The following is a 21,594-nucleotide window of genomic DNA, read 5'->3' on the forward strand; positions in this document are numbered from 1 at the left end:
ACGGATGCCGAGGCTGCCTGGCAGGAGTCGCTGGCCATTTTCTCCAAAGTTCGAGATGCCAAAGCCGATGACGTCTGGCGCGAGATCCAAACACTCCGCAAGGACAGGAGATAACGCATTCTGATGCCGATCGGCCGCGCTCTGAACGCCCTGGCCCTCATCTGGACCAGCTGGCCCGAGTCGGGCAGGCTGGCCGCGATCTGGGACATGACCTCCATCTCGCTGCACGGCGACTACGACGAGGCCGATCCGGAGTATGCGGGCTCTTCGAAGTTAAGCGGGGTTGAGGTGTCCTCGTCCGCGTCGGGTGGTGGCGCAGCGTGTGCGTAGCCGTTGATTCTCGGTGTTGCGGAAGCCGTAGGCATCGCGGGCGGTGGTCTTGATGACGCGATTGGTGCCCTCGGAACCGGCGTTGGTGATGCCGGTCTGATGAAGGCCAGGATCTCGGGCCACCAGGTCTCGACGGTGGTGGCCAGGCGTTCGAGTTCGGGCAGGCCGGAGGCGGCGCAGCGGTCGTAGAAGCGGAACAGCCGATCGGCGATCACGGTGCGGTCGGGATGGGTGCGGGCCAGGGCGAGCAGGTCCAGCAGGTCTTCCTTGGCGTTCCAGGCGGTCAGGATCGGCCGGCCCAGCCGGGCGACCAGCCACGCGGGGACGGCCGCGCACTCCACAGTCGCCGCCGGGCCGGTGCAGAGCACCTGCGAGAAGAGCCGCCGCGGCGCTCCGGAGACCACTGCGCCAGCGGCGCCGCAACGCGATGGTGCAGTGCGGTGTGCGAGTTCACGCCACCCTGCCCCAAGAAGCCATCAGCGACTGGTCGGCTCGCCGACCAGTCCACCATCGGCCCCGCCAAAGCCGTAGCCCGGACCGACAGGGCCAAACGCAGAAACAACCATACCAACGTAACCAGCACGGAGGAGACTCACGCTTCCGCGTCGGTCGCTTCGATCGCCCTGCCCCCTTCCCCTGCAAGGGACCAAGACAGTAGTGGAGGCGCTTGTCGGCACACAGACGTGACCAGCGGCTCGGGGACACGCTCTAGTCGCTGATCCTGAAGAGTTCAAATACGCAGGTCAGCCCAGCAATCAACAAGAGAGCAGCGACCGAAGCGACTTCCCTTCCCCCATATCCCCGCCCCCGGCCATCGGCGATTCACAGGTCATAGACGTTCGGCGCAGTCGCTTCAGTCGCTGCCGTCGGTGGCTCGCGCTCATCGAGCCTTCTCTGTCAAACTGCTGTGATACATGGGACAGATGAGTCCTTTGATGTGAAGCAGGGCGAGACAGGACGATCGAGACAGTGACGATGACCCTCGCCCCCTTCCTCAAGCTGGCCTGCACACTCATCTGCCGGCGCCGTCTGGCCTCATTGCGTTAGCCGCTCTCAGCCACGTGGCGATCATCCCCGCAAGCGATTCAACGTCCGCTACCCTGATATGCCATGTTCAAGGCTCGGTCGCTTCAGTCGCTCGGCGTTCTGGCCGCTGGCTGTGCCCCCCGTAAGCCGAAACTGCGACCGTGCCCTGCGGCCCGACGATGAGAAGGGATGACGTGACTCCGTACGCCCCTCTCGAGGAAGCCGGCCCTCGCCGCCCACTGTCTTCACAGCCGCTCGACATCGCCCGATGGTGCGCTGCGCAGGGCTGGCCGGTCCATCCTCTAGCCCCTGGACGAAAAACTCCTGCGCGTAACTGCGACGCCTGCCATGTCCCTGAGCACCGCGCCACCGGATGCCGCTGCTTGCAGCAAGGTCGCTGGTGCCATGGCTTCCATGCAGCGACTCTCGACTCGGAGCGGATCAACACCTGGTGGCGTACCCGTCCTGATTTCGGCGTTGGTGTCGCCTGCGGCCCCGCCGCCCTCGTCGTTATCGACATTGACGCGCATACCGCACCCATCCCCGACCGCAACCGCCTGCTCCCCGGCATCGCGATCGCCCCTCGGGTCGATCTGACCGGACTCGCAACCGGATTCGACACTCTGGCGCTGTTGGCGGCGCTTCGGAGTGCGCCCCATCCGGCCGCCGACACCGCGACCTTGCGTGTCCGTACCCCCTCCGGAGGCCTTCACGTCTGGTACCGGCCTGAACCTGGCCATATCTTCCGGTGCTCCACCGGCTCAAGTTCCTCCCGCGCGTTGGCCTGGCAGGTGGATGTACGCGCTCACGGCGGCTACATCGTCGCACCCGGAACCCGTACCAAGGACGGCACCTACACCGTCGTGGGAGAATGCCATGTCCCAGCGCAGCTGCCTCGCTGGTTGGCACAGGAGCTGGCGCGCACAGGCCACACGTCGGCCCCTGCACCGAGCTCGCATCAGGTGGCCTCGATTCCTCCGCGCGCCCGCCGGGCCGTTATCGAAGCCGGCGGCCGCCATAGCGCCGCCGAGCGCCTGCTACATCGTCTCCTGGCCGACGTGGAGGCATGCTCGGCGTTTCCCCAGGGAGCAGGTTTCACCGCCAAACTCAATCGAGCGGCATACACGGCGGGTGGTCTGGTCGCAGGAGGATATCTTTCGATGCAAGATGCCCAGACAAATCTGGCGAACTCAGCGCATCACGCCCGCCCTGGACAAGAGAGTCGCAGCAACAAGATCATCGCTACCGGTTTGTCCCGGGGAGCCTCCCGGCCGCTCTACCTCCAGGAACGCCGATGACGTCCGGAACGCCCTCCAGTGGCTTCAACGCCGAAGCCGCCGCTCAGCAAATGCTCGAGCTGGCCGAACTCTCGTCAGCTGACGCTGCCCCGCGCAGGACGGCTCCTCCTACGCCGGCCACCAGCGACGGACTGTTGCCAGAGTCACTGACCGACCGTGGCAACGCCAAGCTGTTCGTCCGTATGTATGGCGGTGACTTCAAGCATGTGCCTGGCCTTGGCTGGTATCGGTGGGCCGAATACCGGTGGGTCCCCGACGAGAGTGACGCGGTCTTATGGGCAGCAGGCGAAATGGCCGACCAGCTAGCTCACATCGACCGCTACCACCGATACTCCTCCGCTGACCTCCGCCGACACAAGAAGCGAGCACTATCAACCTCCGGTATGCACGCGATGTTGGTGCAAGCCAAGGCCGCCCCCGGAATGGCCCTCAGTGCCGCTATGCTCGACGCTGACCCCTACGCCCTGTGTACTCCCGCCGGAGTGGTCGATCTGCGCACTGGACTGATCGCCACTCCTGACCCGGAACGTCACCTGCACTCCCGTTCCACGTCTCTGGCGCCCCACCAGGGGCTGATCCCACGCTGGGAGCGGTTCCTCACCGACACTTTCGGTGATGACGTCGAAGGTAAGGAAACCATCGACTTCCTGCACCTGCTGCTGGGTTACTCCATCTCGGGAGACGTCGGTGCGCAAGTCCTGCCATTTCTGTTCGGAGCCGGCAAGAACGGCAAGTCCGTCCTGCTTGAGGTCATGCTGCAACTGCTCGGAGACTATGCCGACGCCGCTCCGCCGGGCTTCCTCATGGCGAAATCCTTCGACGGACACCCCACTGATCTTGCGGAACTGCACGGCCGCCGCATCATCGTCTGCTCCGAACTCAAACCTGGAGACCGCTTCGACGAAGCGAGAGTCAAGCTCCTCACCGGAGGAGACAAGATCAAGGCCCGGCGGATGCGTCAGGACTTCTTCAGTTTCGACCCCACGCACCACCTATGGCTGCTGGGGAATCACCGTCCAGAAGTCAGCACCGGCGGCTTCGCCTTCTGGAGGCGGCTGCGCTTGATCCCGTTCGAACGCGTGGTGTCCGAAGAACATAAGATTGACAACCTAGCGCGCATCTTGGTGGATGAGGAGGGACCGGGAATCCTTGCCTGGCTGGTCAACGGAGCCCGCCGGTATCTAGCGGGAGAAAAAGACTTGTCGGGCCCTGGGCGGGTACGGCTAGCGACTGATGCTTACGAAGCGACGGAGGATGTGGTGGGACGTTTCATCGGGGAAGCCTGCATACTCCAAGCGGGCCTTCGTGCTGAGCAGACCAGTCTATACGGGGCATACACTCGCTGGTGTGGTTCTGAAGGTGCGACCCCTGTCTCAGCGCGTAACTTCGCCGCACGTATTCGCGACACGCTGAAAATGGCATCGCCGAGGGAAATGATTCTATCCAACTCGCGCAAGTTCTACCCCGGAATCGGCCTTGGCTCCGAGTTTCACGGTGAGGAGCCTCGGCGATGAGTCTGATCAACGAAGGGAACCTGAGTCACGAAATTGCGCTGGAATGGCTAGAAGACATCAGTGATCTTGACTACGTTCGCCAGAGCCTCGACCGGCTCCCCACGAGGAAGGGTAAACCCGCCTACCACCGTGACGGCCGGATGGTGGGCTATGCCATCCTCGGACGCACGGCCAAGGCAGCTCCCGCTTCAGGCACCTTCCACCGTCGGGTTTTTTGGCTTGCCCCCCATGATCGCGATACCCTGCCCGACGGGCAGTACAGCACAGGAGCCCCTCTGGAATCGGTCGACCCTCGGACACTCGAGCCCGGCAAGCCCGGTCACAAAACCGAGCGTTCCGAAGGTGGTCCCCCCTCCCCTGCCATGGTCGCTTTGGGCCTCACGCTGCCCAAAGCTTGAGAGGACCGGCTGAGGTGCCCGTACGCTCGGACCACTCTGTGGTCGGCCGTAGGTGCTGATCTGGCCGTGGTGGTCAGCTGTCATGGTCACTGCTGGGCCGGCCAGGTGGCGGGCCCCAGACGCGCCGGAACTCCGACGGCAGCCCCGTCGTCGCATGCGTCCTTCCCTCCGCAAAGAGGAACGCTTCCAGCAGGCCCTGGTCGCCGGCTATTCGACTCCCGGTCACTTTGTCGGGGAACGTGATCGTCGTGGTCTCGAAGTGCGCTGAGAGCGTGCCATCGAGCGCCTCGCGGGCCATGTGAGCTACCCTCCAGATCCCAGCGCTCGATCATCTCGTTCAGCTCGTTCAGCTCGTTCAGCGAAGCAACCTCGGGAACCTTCTCTGAACTAGGAACTTGATGCTCAGCGGTAGCGCCTCAGCTCATTTGCTGCCGAAGCGGGTCAGGTAGAGGTCAGCCCAGCTTTCGCGGAGTCGAGATGGCGGGTGTCACCGAGGTTGACGACCTGGCGGTTGTAGTAGAAGTCGTCTTCGTGCAGCGTGGTGATGCTGCCGGATGGCGCTCGGAAATAGGCGTGGCCGACCGCTTTTATCGGCATCTTGATCCAGGACGCCACGACGAAGGTCAGGGAGCCGCCGTGCGTCACGATGATCTGGTGTTCGCAGGGGCGCTGCAAGATCTCGTCCATGGCCGCGTAGATGCGCTGCGCCAACGCCGCCTTGGTCTCGGCACCCTCCACGCCCTCGTCGTGTTCCAGCCGTTCCCCGGCAGCCGGCGGCGGGATGAATCGTTGGTCCAGCCACTCCTGGGGCCTTCCCTCTGCCTCTCCATAGGATTTCTCCCGCAGCCTGCGGTCCAGGATCGGTGTCACGCCGAACAGCTCGCCGACCTTCTCGGCCGTTTGCCGGGTGCGCTGCAGGTCTGAGGAGAACAGCTCCACCTTGGCGCCGTCCGGGATCTGGGCCCGCAGCGCCTGGGCAATGGCGGCCGCCGCACTGAGGCCGGCTGGCGTCAGTTGCGAATCATGCCAGCCACCGACGACCCTCTCGATGTGGTGCGTCGCCTCCGGATGAGTGACGACGTAAATAGTGCGCATGAGTGAACTCTTCCTGTGGATGCCGGGCCTTTGGTGATCTTAAGAGGTTTCCGACTCAGCCTGGATCCACGGCTTGATTCTTGGTGACATTTCTCGTTCCAATTCCTCGACGAGGACCGCTCCCGCAGGTAGAGGCCGGTTTCGGGGCGTGAGGGACCTGCCGTGCTCGGGTCGCGTGGAAGGCGTTGGTCCACGCCTGCCGCCAGGGCCAGTGCCGGGGCAGGTGGAAGACCACGTGTCCACGGCCATTCCGGGGCAATGCGGGCGGGAACGCCGATGATCCGGCGTCGCAGACTGACCCCGCGGGCACGCCCGTGCTGAGCACCGGCCAGGCAACCGAGCGCGCGTAGCAGGTTGTGCGTGATCGCCGCCAAGGTGAGCCAGGCGGCGTTGGCCGCGAACCGGCCTGAGGGCAGGTGCGCGAGCGGTCCGTCGATCAGGTTGGCGTTGACCTGCTCCTGCACCGCGTGATCACGGTGCTGTTCCTCGGCTTGGAGCAGCGTATAGGGGCTGTCGGTGAAGATCGGGTAGTAGTGCCAGGTGGCGAACAGTTCGTCCTGCCCGTCTGCGGCCTGCTCGTCGAGCCGCCGGATGCGGCGCACGATCAGCCGGGCGGTGACGGCCTTGCCCTTCTTGCTGGTGAAGGCGGTGTAGGAGGCCTCGGCGACCTCGGCGTCGGAGACCCAGCCGCCGGCCTGTTCATCGAAGACGGCGCGCGGATACTTGATCGGCGTCCAGGCGGTCTCGGGTATCGCCGCGATCGCGGCCTTGACCTTGGGGTCCAGCTTGGCGGTGATGAAGAAGCGGGTGTCATGCTCGCGGCAGGCGGACACCACCTCGGCGGCGTAGAACGCGCTGTCGCCCCGCACCAGCAGCGTGCCCGACGCTCCGCCGGCGCGCGCAACGCTCATCGACTCGCGCAGCAGAGATGCAGCGCCGCGGGCGGAGTTGGCGTTGCCGCCGCGCAGCCGGGTGCCGCTCAGCACCGGGGCGGCCAGTGGTGTGGACAGGGTGGTGGCCAGCACGTTCAGCCCGCGTACCAGCACGCTCTTGCCTTGGATTTTGGCGTGGCCGAAGCCTGAGCCCTGCTTGGCGTAGCCGTAGGTGCGCCGCTGCGTCGAGTCGATGTCGAGGAAGGCCAGCACGTCCGCGCCCGGTAGCAGCGGCGTGTGAGCGGCCAGGCTGATCAGCAGCTGTCGTGCGCTCTTTTCCAGTTGGCGGACGTTGCCCCAGGTGAAGGCGCGCAGGAACGAGCCGAGCGTGGACGGTGCGCGGATGCCGCCGAAGAGTTTGTCCATGCCGCCGTGGCGCAGCACGTCCAGGTCGTCGATGCTATCGGCGCCGCACATCATGCCCGCCACGATCGAGGCGACCTTCGCCGGCGCGTTGACGCCGTCGGCGGCGGTGATGGCCACGTGCTCGCCGACAAGGGCGTCCAGCCCGCACTGCTCGGCCAGCCGCATCGCCGGGGACAGCCCACCGTACGCGATCACGTGCTCATCATCGAAGATCGCCTGAGTCCTGTCGGCGGCGTGGGAGAATCGCACTGACGAGGTGTCCTTCCGACTGGGCTGCTGGAAGCGTAGAGAACTCCCATCATCCCAGGTCAAAGGGCACCTCGCCCTATTTCACGGCTCTTTCGTCAAATCCCCAGCGGTGGATCCAGGCTCAGTACCGCTTCCAACTCCCTCGCCCTGGAAATGCCCTGTACATGTCACGCAGATGTCCTGGATCCGCAATGTGCCGACGATGAAACTTATCCTATGCGACTACTGATGAGTGCACTCGTCGCCGGGTCGGCTCTCACCTGCCTGGTAATGGCAGGTACGGCAAGCGCCGCACAGGCTGCCAGCGGGCGGTTGGCCTTGAGCAGCGGATCCGTCAATCGGACCTTCCTCTACGACACCTGCCAGCCCGCAACTCAATATCCATGGTCTCTCTCCCAGATCGACAAGTTCGACAATCAGCCGTCTCCCGGGTGTCAGGCCGTTCTGATCAACCAGACTGGCGCGAGCAAGGTGTTGTGCGAAGGGCGTGGGACTGTGCCGCCCGAATTCCTCCAGGTGCGCCTTATCAGGATTCAGCCGGGCACCGCGCCCTCCTGCGGTTTCGAAACGGCTTTACCCGCCTGAGCCATTCGGCCGACGCCGCTGTCTAACTTGGCGGCCGGTTTGGGGCCGCCAGACGGCCACCAGCCGCACCCGGCGATACAGGGTGCAGCAACCGACTCGGGGTAGGTTGAGCAGCCGCCACAAACGGGTGGACGCCCACGACCCCGGCCAGGCCGGCAGCACCGCGATGCGGCCGGGCAGCCGCCGGCCGCAAAGTCGCGGGCGATCCCGCCGCCCCAGGCCGGTTCACCCGGCCTGGGGCGGACCTTGCCCGGGTCATGGCTCGAGCAGGTCAGCGATCTGCGCCGCCGGTAGCCCTACCCCCGCAGGAACGCCTGGGCGGTCTAATTAGCAGGACCGCCGCCATGATCAGCGCAAAGATACCGAACAACACCAGCAGCACCACCTGACCGCCTCCAGCCACTCCTCACCGGCCACCAGCGCGAACAGCGCGCCCACGATCACGACATGGGTGGACACGATCGCGACGGCGACGCGCATGCCGTACAGCAAGGCCAGATGCACCATCGCGACGAGCACATTCGCCGTATGCAACCCGTCCACGAACTGACCGGCCAACGGCAAGACCATCAACAGCCCTGGAGCGGCCAGCTTGCGCACCCGTTCGCGTCCTGACTCCACGGCATGATCAGCCGCAGTCCGGCCACCACCGCCATCACAGCGAGGAGCAGCCCCAGCCTGCCCTCGTCACGTCCGACCGTCGATATGACGCCGACCAGCATCGCCGTTCGCCAAAGCCATCAACCCACGCGAGCATCATCCGCCCGGCGGTCAAGCCTGTCTTGAGAACGCACACCGTCATTTCTCCGCATTCCCGCGCCCGCCTCCAATCCCGGCCACCGCTAACAGGTCCAGCTCGCGCCTGCCATATGTCCTGTAAATGTCCGATTGTTGACCTGGACCGATAGGGGGGCGCGGAGGAGGATCTTTCAATGCTCGATTCCACAACAGCTACATCTACGTAATGGAAATGGAGAGAAAATGCGAACCGTCATAGGTGGTGCCGCTGTCGCACTCCTCCTCGGAGCAGGTTTGGCTGCGGCACCCGCGGCTTCAGCAGCTTCAGAACTCAATGGGAATCAGGTTGTCGCGGTTCCTTGCGATGGAAGATGGCACGCCGAAAGCACCTTTGTTATCGACCGCTACTCGGGCTGGATTACGACGGCTCCCGTTCCCAACGGTTCGCGGCAGATTCAATTCCGCACACTCGGTGGAACGGTGGGGGTACGTGGACTCCCAGGGCCGATTCCCACGTGCAGCTGGCAGCGCGCCGACTTCGCTAGCGCGGTGCACTCGCGTGCGAAAATCTGCGAAGGAGGAAACCCTCTCCGATGCAGGCTCACCGGATGGTCCTCCATAGGCACCCCTGGACAGCCACGCAACTGGCGCTGGCCTAACAAGATCGCCGGCTGGGACCGGCACTACGGACGATGGGTGGTCATCGGGAACGTCTGACATGTATGGCGGATGAGCGATAGGCCATGACGAGGGTCGCGTCCGAGATGCGGTGTAAAAGTGAACGAGCGTAGGTTGCCGTGCTGAGCCGACCAAAGTTCGCAAGAGGCAAGAGGCAAGGACCTACGCTCGTGGCACGCACACTACCGCCCGTTCAGGCCATCCGCGCCGAGATCGACGCCCTGTTCACCGAATGCTTTTCATCTTGCCTCACGGAGCTGAAGGACGAGGATCGCGCCCTGCTGATGGCGACGAGCCCGAGGTTCGCGGCCGCCCAGCGCCGCGCGCGGCGGGCGCCGATGGCCTCGGCCGGCTGATGGCCCGCTCGGAGGAGGAGGTCACGATGAGGGACCCCGGGTACGGCGCCGCGTCCGGGGCCAGCCGTGGGAGCGTCACAGCCCGCCGGGCGTCGCATCGTCAGGCTCGGCGCCTCGTGCTGCTCAACCGTCCCACCACGAGGCTCACACGCGGGCGGGCACCGGGCCGCCAGGGTACCTGTCTGCTACTCCCCCGCTCTTCCAAGCCTGCAGTCCCGCGCGGCAGCCGCACGAATCCCCCGCCCCTCAACGGATCCGGCCCGGACACACGTGAAATTCCGGCTCGCCTCGACCAGCCCTTCGGCCCAGGGATCCGTGGCGGCTGAGCTGATCGGACGTCTCATGCGGGAGGAAGTTCTTCTCAGTTCCCGCGTGGCAGGACCGCGTCATTGGCCAGGGACCGTGCGGACGGGGCGGGGTCGTCATCGTCCAGCAGGTACGCCTCCACCGCCACGGATACCAGTGTGGACAGGTGCTCCGCTCCGGTCTCGCTGACCAGGCTGTTCAGTACGTCGAGCTCGGCCGGCCGGAACTGCACCGGCCAGAGCACCCGGCGCACGCCGGTCTTCGACCTCGATCGGAGGTTACGGCGGGGCGGGAAGTGCGACCCGTTGGGACGGCTGACTTCCAGGCGGGCCCGAACCAGGAACGACAGCATACCTTCGCCCAGGAAGTGATCGATGGCGTCCATCGCCAGCTGGGCGTACTCGATCCCCTCGATGCGGCTCATCGCCCGGGCCCGCTCCTTGGCCGAGGGCGTCACGTAGATGCTGATCTGTTCAGGCGTCTGGTACGCGCTCGACTCCGCCACCACGGCCTTCGGCGCGGGTGACCTGCGTGCACCCGGCTGGGCTGCCCGGGATGCCTGGCGGCGCGCCTTGGCCGGCACCTGAGCGGAAGGGGGGTCAGGCTCCGACAGCGTGTCCGGCGGCGCGCCATGGTCGTCCGGCCGGGAAGCCGCGGCTTCGCGTTCCTGATGTTGCTCCGCCTCTTGGTCGAGCACCCGGGGCGTGGGCTCCACGCGGGGCGTGCTCGGCACTTCTGGCTTCGGCGCTTCGATCTCGACAGCGGTGCGGGCGCTGCTCTCAGCCCGGGGCGGCGACACTTGCCGTGGCGCCTCGGGTACCACCACCTCCGGTGCCGGTGCCACCGGGGGGGCCGCAGCCACTAGAGCTGCCTGGGATGACTTCGGCTGATCAACCGGCGGCGTGCTCGGCGGCAGCTCTGTCCGGGATCCCGTCTCCGGTCCCGTCTCAGGAGCAGGATCTGATGAAGGCTGAGCGATCAGGGCGGACAGACCGCTCGTACCACGCCTGCCGCGCGCCCGCGACATCCCCGACAGCTTCGGCTGCGGAGGCTTGTCCTCGAAGAACTCACTGGTCACGCGTACGCCTCCGCTTCCAGGGCAAGTGCCCTTCTGATGATCTCCGCCGTGGCCTCTTCCATCTCGATCGCGGAGGTCTCAGCCGACTCCGAGCTGAGAGTCAGTTGATGTTGCTTGGCGTGCTTCTTCCAGTCGGGCCCAGCTGACAGATCGGCCAGTTCGGCGAACACACGTCCGTGCTTGCGGCACTGGTCGGCCACGTTGACGGCACGCGTGATCACAGTCTGGAAGATAGGGATCCCGGAGTCAGCGAGGACTCCTTCGATCTCCCGGCGCTTCTTGGCGAGGAAGCCGATCTCTCTCACGCCGATCACCCCCCCTTCCTCGTCCTTGACCTTGCGCAGGTGCTGGCGGTCGAAGCCGAACAGCAGGACGCCGAGAGGAGTCAGGGCCGGGTTCAGCGGCGTGGCCACGTCGAAGACCTCACTCACTCCCTCGAGGCCCTGGATCGCGCCCTGATCGAAGCACACGGGGATCAGGACGTACTCGGCGGACACCGCCGCCAGATGCTGCAGGTCGGCGATGTTCGGCGGGCAGTCGATCAGAATCCACTCGTAGTCGGACGCCACCTCGGCCAGCGCCTGCGCGAGGCTCAGCAAGATTTCGCGGCGAGGGTCGATAGAACGCGTGCCGATGATCGACGCGGTCGTCCTCTTGAGGACCTTCCCACCCGGTACGACATCGAGGTGTGGCCGGACGTCTCGGAGGATGTGCAAGGGCCCTGTGCCCTCGACGACATTGATGACGCTCTGCCCCTCGTCGTCGCCGGGTCGGCCCTGATAGCCGAGATCAAGCCCGAGGTTGCCCTGAGGGTCGAGATCGAGGGCGAGCACTCTCTTGGTGGATCCGGCTTCGTACAGAGCGGCCGCCAGCTGAGCCGAGATATTGGCGGTCGTCGTCGTCTTTCCGGCTCCGCCCTTGTTGTTCAGGACGATGAGCACTCGCCGCAGTTTGGGGCGAATTGTTTGGATGATCTCTTCTTTGGTCAGCCCTCGGGCCGCTGTGCCAGTGAGGGGGAAGGTCATGGATCTATCTCCTGTGCGTACCGACGGCTGTGTGGATGGCCCTTCAATCCCGCTGCGGCTTGAGCTTCGGACCGCCCGACAGAGCAGAGGGATCTTCCGCTCCTTTATTAACAGATCCATGGCCCTGGTGCCATCTCCTTGCTGGGCGTGTCGCGTTGCCTGGTCCGGTTCGGCCGTAGGCGCACGCGGGAGCGCTTGCTCCTCCGGCTCTTGGGTCGCATGCGCTTGCAACCCGTCCCCCGCATTGCCTCCCCATCCCTCACCCCCACGCGCCCATCTTCGTCCGTCTAGAGGCTCTGTTGCTCAGCCACTCTGCAAAGCGGCACAGCGGGTTGTTGGGCAGGCGGCTGCACCCCTTACCTATGCCTCGGTGCTCGTCATGGTCTCCATGGCAGTGAGCATGCCTGTTGTCCTACTGGTCTGTACAGCGACTGCCATCGCTAGCATCAAAGCTTTCGGCCACCCTACTCGATAGACGTTTTTATACACGGTTTCTATGTATTTCCTTGCCACTATCGCTTTCACTATCTAATAGTATGCCTCTATGCATTTCACATTGCCTCTGTGTAGATATATTGAGACGATTCTCTTGATGCCTGTCACGTTGTTTATCACCAGCCCTAACTGTAGACCTATCGACACACCTATTACTCGACGCGACCAGGGGCGATGCATCAGACTCGTGCAGCGAGAGTCATGATCCTACATCAACCATCGGAGCTCAAGAAGTGCATCTCTGGGCTGGAGATATTAGAGGTACTCTGAATTTCCTGCTCATAGTCGGTCGCTCATGCGAGGCGCTGAACGCGCGTCATCGAGCTCGATGACGCGCCCCAGGTGATCGCAGAAGTCGAGGGGTATCCCCCTCTCCGAGCCATCTTGGGGAACGCCTCGACCTTCCCCGGTCACATGATCGGGCGCTCGCCTGTGGGTCTCGTTCGCTGTCGTCGTCCGTCCTGACGTGTGGCGCGCAGCTTCTCTGTGATGTTCGATGATTCTGCGGAGGTCGGGGGATCCGAGGGCGCCTCGCCCTCTTGAGGGGGAGGCGCCCAAGACCGGCCCTGCGTGAGAGTACCTACGTACCTACCTGGTGCCGAACCGCGCCTCGTGCTGTTGTGCGGTGAGTTCGGCCAGGCGTGGGAGCACCGCACCGAGCCGCCGTCGGAAGTCGGCATACCGTTCGTCGTCGAGGGCGTCAACGATCTCTTGGGCCCACCACCCGATTTCCCGCAGCGTGGGATAGTGCTCCTGAGCCAGCGGCCACTCCATCTCACGCACCGCACGGCGCAGGCCGATGATGCTCTCGGCAAGCTCGTCGTCGATGAGGTGGTCGAACTTGACGCGGTAGCCGACGAGTTCGGACGCCGCCTCCCAGAGGGGCAGGGCATGACGGTCGTACCACTGTCCCTCGGCGGACGTGGCCCGAGGCGGTGCGGCCGACTGCCGGTGAGCGCGCTCCTGCCGCTCGCTCCGTGCCAAACCCAGGGTGGCCGCACGGTGACGCAGGATCCGGTTCTCCACCGCCTGCCGCGTTCGGACATTGAGCGGACGCGCCATCCTGATCATGGCGATCTGCTTGGAGCATCCGAGTTCGAGCAGGTCGCGCTCGAGCCGATCGGCTTCTTCGGGGAGGTGCGGGAAGTATCGGCGGACGTAGGCCAGCACCCAAAGGGCATCGATGACGTCGTTCGACGTGACCCAGTCCGGCACCCTCTGGCAGGTCAGGACATATCGGATCACGGCAACCGGCTGCTCCTCCGGGATGACCTGCAGCAGCCCTTCCAGGTCCGGATCGCGTACGTTCCTGCGACGCTCTACAATCTCAGCAATGGCCCTCTGACCTGCGGTTTTGCTGATCTGAGGTTCGGCGCGCTTAGGCATGTCAATAGTGTATTGACATTTATGATCATGATCTGGCCGAACAGCGCCTGAGACTCCCAGAGTGTCTGGCGCGGTTGCAAATGGCAGAACGGCACGGGAGATGTCAGAGGACATGGCAGCAGGCCATCGGAGATGTCAGTAGACGCGTGTACAGCAGGAGGTTCGGCCCGGAATGGCGGCGGTCTGGCCCCGGCGGCTGGCGTTGGTGGTGGCACCGGCGTTCGGCGAGTCGTTCGCGTCATGGGTGGATCGGATGGCACTGCGGAACGGATGTCCGCTGTGGGCAGTGGTCGAGGCGTTGGGGCTGGATGTACGCGCGGCGAGTGACGTCCGATCACTGGCGTACGGCGTCGTCACGAAACCGGAGACGCGCAGAGCTGTCGAGGCCGCCACAGGCGTGAGCTCCGAGACAGAGGATGTCGTCGGTGGCCAGGCCGGTGGTGTCCTGGGCGGTGAGCTTGAGCGCGGCCTCGGAAGTTCCGGCTGCGGTGTCGGGTGGGATGAGCAGCAAGGCGATTGGCTCACCGGTGGCGAAGACGAGAGTGATCACGCGCGGGTCGGAGTGGCGGAACCAGCCGACGCGGACCTGCCGGCCACGGGCCGGGATGCGACGGGCAATGCGCTGCCAGGCGTCCCGGTACACCCCTATCCGCAGGACGGTCCGGCCCAGCCGCTGGTCGACGGCGGCGATGAGATGAGGCAGCTCTGCGGCGGCGTCGCGGGAATAAAGCCCCAGAACAGTCATGCCACGAAACGGACACTCAGGCTGTTACTGATACCTCGCCGTGGCCCTGGTCTGGGCGTGGTCCAGTCCATGGGCCGCGTGGGTTGCTCCCTCTTAACCGGCCAATACCTATGTTTCACCAGGTCAGCGACACGCCGTGATTGCTACCTGCTGGCCGGATGGGGTCATCGCGGGTACATCTGTCCTCATGATCGAACAGGGACTCCGGCTGGAGGAGCGTGAAGGGGGCTGGATGCTGGCTGGACCGTCCGCCGGGCAGTTCGTCCTGGTCGATGAGTATCTGGCGTATCTGGCAGACCGGAACTACTCGCCCAAGACCGTCCGCGCCTACGGCTATGACCTGCTGGCATTCTGCCGCTGGCTGGCGACCGAGGACGTGTCGCTGGGCGAGGTGACGACCGAGACGCTGCTGAAGTTCCTGCACGCCTGTCGCGAGGCCAAGGTTGCCGGGCGTCGCGGCGGCCCGAACGTCGTCACCTTGTCGGGCCGCCGGATGGATCAGTACGCCGCCACGACGATCAACCGGCGACTGGCGGCCATCTCAGGGCTGTTCACGTTCGTCACGATGCGCGATCCGGAGTCCGTCAACCCGGTCCCGAAAGGACGCGAGGCGCGCTGGCGGGTGGCCGGCGAGCGGTCCGGGATGCTCGCGCACACGATCCGCCGCCCGAAGAATCGCTCCTCGCTACGACTGCGCGAGCCACGGCGCCTGCCCAAGGCACTGTCCCAGACGCAGGCGGCCGAGTTGCTGGCCAGCTTCCACACCTGGCGCGACCGAGCGATCGCGGGTCTGATGCTGTATTGCGGGTTGCGCTCGGCCGAGGTGCTCGGCTTGAACGTCGCCGACGCCGACATCGGTGGCCGCTGGGCGAACGTGATCGGCAAGGGTGATCGGCAGCGGCGCGTCCCGTTGGACGCCGACGTCGCCTCGGTCATCCAGGTATATCTGCTGGCTGAGCGTCCCGAGTCGACCGAGCAGCGGCTGTTCCTGGTGGCCAAGGGCCCCAAGCCGAGGACGACCGCTCACAGCGGCCGGGCTGCGCATGATCTTCCGCTATCACCGAGCCGTCAGCGGGATCACCGCAGGTCATCCCCACGCGCTGCGGCACCCCTTCGGCACCGCACTGGCCGAAGCCGGAGTCGACCTGGCGGTGATGCAGGCGTTGCTCGGTCACGCGCACGTCGACACCACCGCCCGCTATATCCATCTGGCACCCGCCCACGTGAAAGCCGAGTTCGATGCCGCATGCAGCCGCATCCGCGCCCAGCAATAGCCTGCATGCCGATTACCTGGACTATCTGCAGCGGACCGGGCGAGGCAACCGTCCCTATCAGCAGGCCGCGCGAGTGTTCTTCGAGCGTTGGCCCGACCCCGGGTGCTGGGCCGCGCAACCGTTGGAGATCCGCTTGTCGGCTGATGCGCACACTCGGCCGATCATCACCTTTCTCATGCTGCACCGCGGACTACGACCCGGCTACGACTACCTGCTGGAACGCAAACTGTCCACGTTCTGGCGAGAGATCGAGGACTCGCCCATGGCTGCGGGAGTGCAGCGCTTCATGACCGCCGCCGAGGACCTCGGCTTCTCCTTGCGCGTGCGTCTGGCCACCGGCTCTCAGGTGCCGGCCCGGCTGCTCATCCAGGCTGGACGCCCTCTGGAGCAGCTCACCTTGGACGATCTGGACGAGTTCGCCGCCGCCTGCGCCGCGCGCAGCGCCCGCACCGGCAAGGACCACCGTCACTATCTGTCCGCGCTCAGCAATGCCCAGCGGGTCCTGTTCCACCTGGGCATTATCGACACGCTGCCGACGATGGGCGGGCCGGTCCCCTTCGAGCAGCGGCTGGCCGAGGTGGCAGAACCGATCCGCACCACGATGATCGCCTACCTGGAACGCAAGCGCGCCACCTGCCAGCCCAAGACCGTCTCCGCGATCGCCACCCGGCTCAAACACTTCGGCCTCTTCCTCACCCACATCGATCCCGGACTCACCTCGATCGCCCAGCTGGACCGCCAGCGTCACATCGAGCCCTACCTCACCGCCCTGGTCGAGGCCGTCAACCCCAAGAACGGCGAAGTCATCACCCTCGCCGACCGCTCCCGCCGGGTGATCGCGCTGACCGGCTTCCTCACCGACATCACCGAGTGGGGCTGGGCTGAGGCGCCCACCCGCAAGCTGGTGTTCCGTGATGACAACCCCAAGCTCCCGCAGGTGCTGCCCCGCTACCTGCCCATCGATGCCGATCGCCGCCTGACCGAAGAGCTCCGCGACCGCCCCGGCAACCAGCTGGCCGCCTGCGCCCTAAGATTGCAACGCGCCTGCGGGCTACGCATCGGAGAACTCCTGGACCTGGAACTCGACTGCGTCCACGAGGTCCCCGGCCACGGCAGCTGGCTGAAAATCGGCCTCGGAAAGCTGGACACCGAACGCATGGTCCCCCTCGATGACGACATCCTGGACCTGATCGACCACATCATCGAGCTCCGAACGCACGGCAGGCCCATGCCGCACCCCCGCTACCGGCGTCCGGCGCAGTTCCTGTTCACCCACCACGGGCGCCGTCTGGGCCAAGGTGCCGTCCGCGCCGAGCTCGACCGCGCCGCCCAGCAAGCCGGACTCGGCCACATCACCTCCCACCAGCTCCGCCACACCTACGCCACGGCCCTAGTGAACGCCGGCGTCTCCCTGCAGGCACTGATGGCGCTGCTCGGACACGCCTCCGCCGAGATGAGCCTGCGCTATGGGCGATTGTTCGACACCACCGTCCGCGCCGAGTACGAACGCGCCCTCGACCTGGCCAAACAACAGACCCGCACCCCAGTTCCCGGCCACGTCCAGCTGCCCCTGGCCGACATCACCAGCGGCAAGAACTGGAAAGACACCCCGCTCATCAAATCCCGACTGGCGGGCGGGTTCTGCCTGCGCGCGCCCGCCCAGGGCGCTTGCACCTACGCCCCAACATCTGCGAACACTGCCCCAGCTTCCATGCCGAGCCCAGTTCCCTGCCCATCCTCGCTGCCCAGCGTGTTGATGCCGAGGTGCTTGCCCGTGACGCCGAAAATCGAGGCTGGATCGCCGAAGCCGAACGACATCGGCGACTCATCACTCGACTCGACAATCTGATCAGCGAGGCTCAAGCCGGATGACCAGCAGCGACACTCTCCACCGCGTCGAAAGGGCATGCGCGCAACTCCACCGTGACGGCCACCCCGTCACCTTCACTGCCGTCGCCACCCTCACCGGGCTGGGCCGCACCACCCTCTACCGCAGCCCCAGCCTCCGCATCGTCATCGAGGAGAACCGTCACCGCGCCGCCACCAACGGCACCCTCACCGGCCTCCTGGACGAAATCCGCACACTCCAAACCGCTCTGGAAGCCGTCGCCGCTCGCGTCCGGCACCACGAAGAGCAACTCCGCCGACTCGCTACTCGAGTCGGCTGAAAGCGTTAACCGGCCAACGCAAGGAACCGGGGCCATTAGCCGGATAAGCGCTCGACAACGCATCGGCCGAGGCGTTCAACAGCAGAGTACGTGCACCGTCAGCGCTTCCGGACACGGGCCGAGGCTCGCCTGAAGATCGCCACCTGGATCGCCGACTTCTACAACACCACCCGGCGGCACAGTGCCAACGACGGCCTGCCGCCCACCACATTCGAACGTCACATGATCGGGAAGAGACACGCCTCATCGGCCCTGCTGAGGACCACTGTGGCATCGAACCGTCTCCACGCTTCCAGGGGATTGACACTCCATCTCGCCCTGCAATGTCCGCGATAAGTCCAGCAAACGCCCTGCCGGATCACTCGCCAGAGCGGCCGCCGCTGCGTCATGATGCATACAAAGAGTGTTCAATGGATAAACAGACAGGAATTCGTTGTAGCATTGCACAGGATCGCGGGACCATCCAAACCTAGGGTTCTGCCTTAATCGGGGATTTTCAATACGGCCTGGCAGTCGTGCTGGCAATGATTTTCGACGACCAGCGGCCCGGCTTAGGCGGTCGATTCCGGCACAGTCGACAATGAGGGCCGCCGTAGATCCATGGGGTTCCAAAATGGCATTTGCAGATAACGATCTTTCATTTAATGTGCTGGGGCCGCTGGAGGTTTACGCACGGGGCCGGCTGGTGGGGGTCGGTTCGCCCAAGCACCGGGTGCTGCTGGCGACGTTACTGCTGAAAGCCGGAAGTCCTGTCTCGAATCGGGAGCTCGCAGTCGCGGTATGGGGCTCTCATCAGCCGGAGTCGCCTCGTCGCGCTGTGCAACTGATCGTGTCACGGCTTCGCACGTTGCTGGGCGGAGCATCGATAGCCACCTGTACGGACGGGTATCTGATGGATATCCGGCCCGAGCGACTTGATCTGGGACGGTTCCGGTACTGGCTGGAGCAGGCGGATCTGGCTGCCTCCCGATCGGATCTGGACATGGAAGCCGCCGCGCTGGCTGAGGCACTGGTCCAGTGGCGGGGTGAACCTCTGGTAGATGTCCCCTCAGACCTTCTCAAGCAACATGTGGCACGACTGGCAGAGCAGCGGTTGCAGGCACTGGAGCGGCGTATTGACGTCGAGCTGCGGCTGGGTCACCATCTCGACCTCGTCGACGAACTTCTGGAGGCGACCACGCAAAATCCGTTGCGGGAGCGTTTCTGGGCCCAGCGGATGACCGCTTTGCACCGTAGTGGCCGGCGAGCCGAGGCGCTGGAGGTCTACCACATGGGGCGGCAGCACATTGTTGCAGAGCTGGGCATCGAGCCCGGCGACGAGATGCGCCGACTGCAGGGGCTGATCTTAGGGCACGTGCCAACCGACCAAGACAACCCGGCGGTGATGCTCCCGGTGCCGCGGCAATTGCCGTCGGAACTACCCGTGTTCGTCGGGCGGAAACGGGAAATCGCCGAGCTGGACCGGCTGATAACAGGCGAGGAACGCGAGTCCAGACCGGCAGTCCTGATCAGCGGTACCGCCGGTGTAGGGAAAACCGCGCTTGCCCTGCACTGGTCCCGTCGCGCGGCCGACCAATTCCCCGACGGCCAGCTCTGGGTCGACCTGCACGGCTACGACCATCGGCCGATGACGAGCCCGGAGCAGGCGCTCAAGTCATTCCTCCATGCTCTGGGCGTGCCCGAGATGGCGATCCCACCAGATCTGGACAGCCGAAGCGCCCTCTACCGGTCACTCATGGACGGCCGGCAAGCACTGGTGGTGCTTGACAACGCCCGCACCGCAGAACAAGTACGCCCGCTGCTCCCCGGCAGCCCATGCAGCGCCGTCATCGTGACCAGCCGCTCCCAACTCACCGGCTTGGTGGCCGCCGAATGCGCCCACGCCATGGTCCTGAACGTGCTCAGCCGGCACGACAGCCGGGAGATGCTGATCAAGAGGCTCGGGGCCGACCGAATCAACGCCGAACCTGCCGCCACGCAGCGGATGGTGGAGCAATGTGCACGACTGCCCCTCACCCTCGCCATAGCCGCGGCTCGCGCGGCCCAGCAGCCTCACCAGTCCTTGCAAGCACTCGCGGACCGGTTGCAGGCTACGCAGGAAAGCCTGGACGAGTTCACGGACTCCGATGCCGCCATCGATCTCCGCGCCGTCTTCTCGTGGTCCTATAGGACCCTGAGCAAACCGGCTGCCCGCCTCTTCCGGTTACTCGGCCTGCATCCCGGGACCGATGTGACTGCGCCGACGGTGGCCAGCCTGGCAGCAGTGCCTCTTGACGAAGTCCGGCCGCTCATGAACGAGCTGACCGGAGCCCACCTCCTCACCGAATACGCAACCAGCCGATATGCCCTGCACGACCTTCTCCACCTCTATGCCGCCGAACTCGCCCGAGTTCACGACAGCAGGGCTGACCAAGAGGCCGCACTCCGCCGAGTCCGCGCCCACTATCGAAACATCGAACCTCTTCCAGGCTCCCCTGCGGATGCCCTGGTCAAAGTGTGATCGCGATACCGGTGCGCAGGGGTTCAAGGGGTCGTCGTGGCCGAGCAACTGCTGAATGTCGATCATGTCCATGCCGTGCTGATGAAGCTGGGAGGCGCAGAGGCGCCGCAGCACGTGCGGGGTCAGGACGTCGGCCCCTTCCGGCAGATGAGCGGCAGCGGCCCCGGCGAGCGCGGCCCGGAGCGTCTCGTCGCCGACGCGGGCGACGATCCGTCAGTGTCTCTTGCGCTCCGACAGCAGCAGCGCCACTCCGGCGTCCTGCTCCTGGGCGCCCTCGCCCCGGGCGACTCCACTCCTCACCGTAGACGCTCGTATATGGAGATAAGATGAAACATCATGGACCGTCTCGCCGATCAGGCGGCACTATATGACCATGCTTTTACTGGCTCTGATCACCCTCGTACTGCACGGCGCCCTCACGGGCCTGTTCTACTCCTTCTCCATGTCCATCATGCCGGCACTGGACGCCATCGACACGGCCCCGGCCGAGGTGGCGATGCGGAGCATCAACCTGAAGATTCAGAACGGCTGGCTGTTCCTGGTCTTCCTGGGCTCGCCGCTGGCCGCCCTGGTGGCCGGGTTCCTCGCGGACGGCATGGCCGCCATCTGGTTCTTCGCCGCCGCGGGGGTGAGCTTCGTCGGCTCATTCCTGGTCACCATGGCGCTCAACGTGCCGATGAACAACGCGCAGGTCGCCGGGACCCTGTCGTTCAAGGACTATTCGCCCCGGTGGACGGCCTTGAACACGCTGCGCACCGTGGCGTCGGCGGCCGCCCTCGTCCTGGTCGGGCTCGCGCTGACCGAGCTTTGATCACCGAGCTGTGATCAGGGCCCAGAGCGGGTGCGCAGCAGGCCCCGGCACAGCCCGGCGTTGCCCTCGATGCCGACCCGCACCGTCCGGGCGTACCGCAACCAGGCTGCGTAACCCGCGTTCCGCAGATGTGTAGCGAGAAAGGCACACAGATCTGCGGTCTGAGCTGCGGAAACGCTTGCGGGCACGCTGATGCGGCGTGTCACTAGGCGTGAGTGTTGTGCCTGGTCAGGCGTCTGCG

The 21,594-nt window shown here is 65.2% G+C and carries 19 protein-coding genes and 3 pseudogenes; 12 read left to right on the top strand and 10 right to left on the bottom strand.

The features are described 5' to 3' along the window. Window positions 1-273: 273 nt before the first annotated feature. Window positions 274-734, bottom strand: a pseudogene (locus E1294_RS56615) (transposase). An 801-nt stretch (window positions 735-1,535) separates the two neighbouring features. Here E1294_RS56615 and E1294_RS42500 point away from each other — a divergent pair. From E1294_RS42500 to E1294_RS42510, 3 genes are read left to right on the top strand one after another with little or no spacing between them, the layout of a single operon-like run. Further along, on the top strand, window positions 1,536-2,654 hold the full coding sequence (locus E1294_RS42500; protein ID WP_132516856.1) for a bifunctional DNA primase/polymerase: 1,119 nt from the start codon (window positions 1,536-1,538) through the stop codon (window positions 2,652-2,654). Then, entirely contained in the window at window positions 2,651-4,168 is a 1,518-nt protein-coding gene (locus E1294_RS42505; protein ID WP_132516858.1) for a DNA primase family protein, read from the top strand. Before E1294_RS42500 ends, E1294_RS42505 begins: the two co-directional genes overlap by 4 nt. Beyond that, complete coding sequence (locus E1294_RS42510; RefSeq protein ID WP_132516860.1) at window positions 4,165-4,566, top strand: DUF6009 family protein; 402 nt, start codon at window positions 4,165-4,167, stop codon at window positions 4,564-4,566. The genes E1294_RS42505 and E1294_RS42510 overlap by 4 nt, the downstream gene beginning before the upstream one ends. A gap of 73 nt (window positions 4,567-4,639) precedes the next feature. Here the strand turns inward: E1294_RS42510 and E1294_RS42515 are convergent, their stop codons facing one another. The 3 genes and pseudogenes from E1294_RS42515 to E1294_RS42525 form a co-directional block, all read right to left on the bottom strand. Beyond that, a complete protein-coding gene (locus E1294_RS42515) occupies window positions 4,640-4,864 on the bottom strand; it encodes a hypothetical protein (protein WP_132516862.1) in 225 nt (74 codons plus the stop codon). Window positions 4,865-5,007: 143 nt separating this feature from the next. After that, entirely contained in the window at window positions 5,008-5,661 is a 654-nt protein-coding gene (locus tag E1294_RS42520) for a histidine phosphatase family protein (RefSeq protein WP_132516864.1), read from the bottom strand. A gap of 142 nt (window positions 5,662-5,803) precedes the next feature. Next, window positions 5,804-7,208: pseudogene (locus E1294_RS42525) on the bottom strand (IS1380 family transposase); the annotation flags it as partial. Window positions 7,209-7,436: 228 nt separating this feature from the next. Here E1294_RS42525 and E1294_RS42530 point away from each other — a divergent pair. Further along, window positions 7,437-7,793 (top strand): hypothetical protein, encoded by a 357-nt coding sequence (locus E1294_RS42530; protein ID WP_132516866.1) that lies wholly within the window; start codon window positions 7,437-7,439, stop codon window positions 7,791-7,793. A 348-nt stretch (window positions 7,794-8,141) separates the two neighbouring features. Here the strand turns inward: E1294_RS42530 and E1294_RS42535 are convergent, their stop codons facing one another. Next, window positions 8,142-8,393 (bottom strand): hypothetical protein, encoded by a 252-nt coding sequence (locus tag E1294_RS42535; protein ID WP_132516868.1) that lies wholly within the window; start codon window positions 8,391-8,393, stop codon window positions 8,142-8,144. 986 nt (window positions 8,394-9,379) lie between these two features. Here E1294_RS42535 and E1294_RS42540 point away from each other — a divergent pair. Beyond that, on the top strand, window positions 9,380-9,565 hold the full coding sequence (locus E1294_RS42540) for a hypothetical protein (protein WP_132516870.1): 186 nt from the start codon (window positions 9,380-9,382) through the stop codon (window positions 9,563-9,565). Window positions 9,566-9,926: 361 nt separating this feature from the next. On the opposite strand, the gene E1294_RS42545 is transcribed toward E1294_RS42540, so the two are convergent. The 4 genes from E1294_RS42545 to E1294_RS42560 all read right to left on the bottom strand — a co-directional run bounded on the left by E1294_RS42545 (window position 9,927) and on the right by E1294_RS42560 (window position 14,600). Further along, window positions 9,927-10,949, bottom strand: a complete 1,023-nt coding sequence (locus E1294_RS42545) for a hypothetical protein (protein WP_132516872.1) — start codon at window positions 10,947-10,949, stop codon at window positions 9,927-9,929. Then, a complete protein-coding gene (locus tag E1294_RS42550) occupies window positions 10,946-11,974 on the bottom strand; it encodes a ParA family protein (RefSeq protein ID WP_165977788.1) in 1,029 nt (342 codons plus the stop codon). Before E1294_RS42550 ends, E1294_RS42545 begins: the two co-directional genes overlap by 4 nt. 1,083 nt (window positions 11,975-13,057) lie before the next feature. Continuing rightward, entirely contained in the window at window positions 13,058-13,969 is a 912-nt protein-coding gene (locus tag E1294_RS42555; protein WP_132516876.1) for a hypothetical protein, read from the bottom strand. Between the two features lie 220 nt (window positions 13,970-14,189). Next, a complete protein-coding gene (locus E1294_RS42560) occupies window positions 14,190-14,600 on the bottom strand; it encodes a DUF5994 family protein (RefSeq protein ID WP_132516878.1) in 411 nt (136 codons plus the stop codon). 187 nt (window positions 14,601-14,787) lie between these two features. On the opposite strand from E1294_RS42560, the gene E1294_RS42565 reads away from it, so the two are divergent. The 5 genes and pseudogenes from E1294_RS42565 to E1294_RS42585 form a co-directional block, all read left to right on the top strand. Beyond that, entirely contained in the window at window positions 14,788-16,164 is a 1,377-nt protein-coding gene (locus tag E1294_RS42565; protein ID WP_220448256.1) for a tyrosine-type recombinase/integrase, read from the top strand. Then, window positions 16,050-17,723, top strand: coding sequence for a tyrosine-type recombinase/integrase (locus tag E1294_RS42570; protein ID WP_220448257.1), 1,674 nt, complete (start codon window positions 16,050-16,052; stop codon window positions 17,721-17,723). The genes E1294_RS42565 and E1294_RS42570 overlap by 115 nt, the downstream gene beginning before the upstream one ends. A gap of 19 nt (window positions 17,724-17,742) precedes the next feature. Beyond that, entirely contained in the window at window positions 17,743-18,042 is a 300-nt protein-coding gene (locus E1294_RS42575) for a hypothetical protein (RefSeq protein WP_132516880.1), read from the top strand. Window positions 18,043-18,132: 90 nt separating this feature from the next. Continuing rightward, window positions 18,133-18,378: an integrase core domain-containing protein gene (locus tag E1294_RS58505; RefSeq protein ID WP_132516882.1), complete on the top strand. Its 246-nt coding sequence runs from the start codon at window positions 18,133-18,135 to the stop codon at window positions 18,376-18,378. 277 nt (window positions 18,379-18,655) lie between these two features. Beyond that, window positions 18,656-19,966 (top strand): annotated as a pseudogene (locus E1294_RS42585) (AfsR/SARP family transcriptional regulator); the annotation flags it as partial. Between the two features lie 279 nt (window positions 19,967-20,245). Here E1294_RS42585 and E1294_RS58510 read toward each other — a convergent pair. Further along, the gene (locus E1294_RS58510; protein WP_425465261.1) at window positions 20,246-20,656 is read right to left on the bottom strand and encodes a hypothetical protein; all 411 of its coding nucleotides are present in this window, start codon (window positions 20,654-20,656) and stop codon (window positions 20,246-20,248) included. Here E1294_RS58510 and E1294_RS53535 point away from each other — a divergent pair. Beyond that, window positions 20,579-20,872, top strand: a complete 294-nt coding sequence (locus tag E1294_RS53535) for a hypothetical protein (protein WP_165977790.1) — start codon at window positions 20,579-20,581, stop codon at window positions 20,870-20,872. The genes E1294_RS58510 and E1294_RS53535 overlap by 78 nt on opposite strands. Window positions 20,873-20,915: 43 nt before the next feature. Beyond that, window positions 20,916-21,353, top strand: a complete 438-nt coding sequence (locus E1294_RS42595) for an anthrone oxygenase family protein (RefSeq protein WP_132516887.1) — start codon at window positions 20,916-20,918, stop codon at window positions 21,351-21,353. Window positions 21,354-21,594: the final 241 nt, after the last annotated feature.

Origin of the sequence: Nonomuraea diastatica, assembly GCF_004349015.1 — a bacterium.
GTDB classification, from domain to species: Bacteria; Actinomycetota; Actinomycetes; order Streptosporangiales; family Streptosporangiaceae; genus Nonomuraea; species Nonomuraea diastatica.

Excerpts from the sequence above, each read along its gene's own strand:
- E1294_RS42500 (WP_132516856.1), top strand. The coding sequence starts at position 1,536 with ATGAGAAGGGATGACGTGACTCCGTACGCCCCTCTCGAGGAAGCCGGC.
- E1294_RS42565 (WP_220448256.1), top strand. The coding sequence starts at position 14,788 with ATGATCGAACAGGGACTCCGGCTGGAGGAGCGTGAAGGGGGCTGGATG.
- E1294_RS42505 (WP_132516858.1), top strand. The coding sequence starts at position 2,651 with ATGACGTCCGGAACGCCCTCCAGTGGCTTCAACGCCGAAGCCGCCGCT.
- E1294_RS42560 (WP_132516878.1), bottom strand. The coding sequence starts at position 14,600 with ATGACTGTTCTGGGGCTTTATTCCCGCGACGCCGCCGCAGAGCTGCCT.
- E1294_RS42550 (WP_165977788.1), bottom strand. The coding sequence starts at position 11,974 with ATGACCTTCCCCCTCACTGGCACAGCGGCCCGAGGGCTGACCAAAGAA.
- E1294_RS42570 (WP_220448257.1), top strand. The coding sequence starts at position 16,050 with ATGCTGCACCGCGGACTACGACCCGGCTACGACTACCTGCTGGAACGC.
- E1294_RS42530 (WP_132516866.1), top strand. The coding sequence starts at position 7,437 with ATGAGTGCACTCGTCGCCGGGTCGGCTCTCACCTGCCTGGTAATGGCA.
- E1294_RS42595 (WP_132516887.1), top strand. The coding sequence starts at position 20,916 with ATGCTTTTACTGGCTCTGATCACCCTCGTACTGCACGGCGCCCTCACG.
- E1294_RS42575 (WP_132516880.1), top strand. The coding sequence starts at position 17,743 with ATGACCAGCAGCGACACTCTCCACCGCGTCGAAAGGGCATGCGCGCAA.
- E1294_RS42510 (WP_132516860.1), top strand. The coding sequence starts at position 4,165 with ATGAGTCTGATCAACGAAGGGAACCTGAGTCACGAAATTGCGCTGGAA.
- E1294_RS42520 (WP_132516864.1), bottom strand. The coding sequence starts at position 5,661 with ATGCGCACTATTTACGTCGTCACTCATCCGGAGGCGACGCACCACATC.
- E1294_RS42555 (WP_132516876.1), bottom strand. The coding sequence starts at position 13,969 with ATGTCCTCTGACATCTCCCGTGCCGTTCTGCCATTTGCAACCGCGCCA.
- E1294_RS42515 (WP_132516862.1), bottom strand. The coding sequence starts at position 4,864 with ATGGCCCGCGAGGCGCTCGATGGCACGCTCTCAGCGCACTTCGAGACC.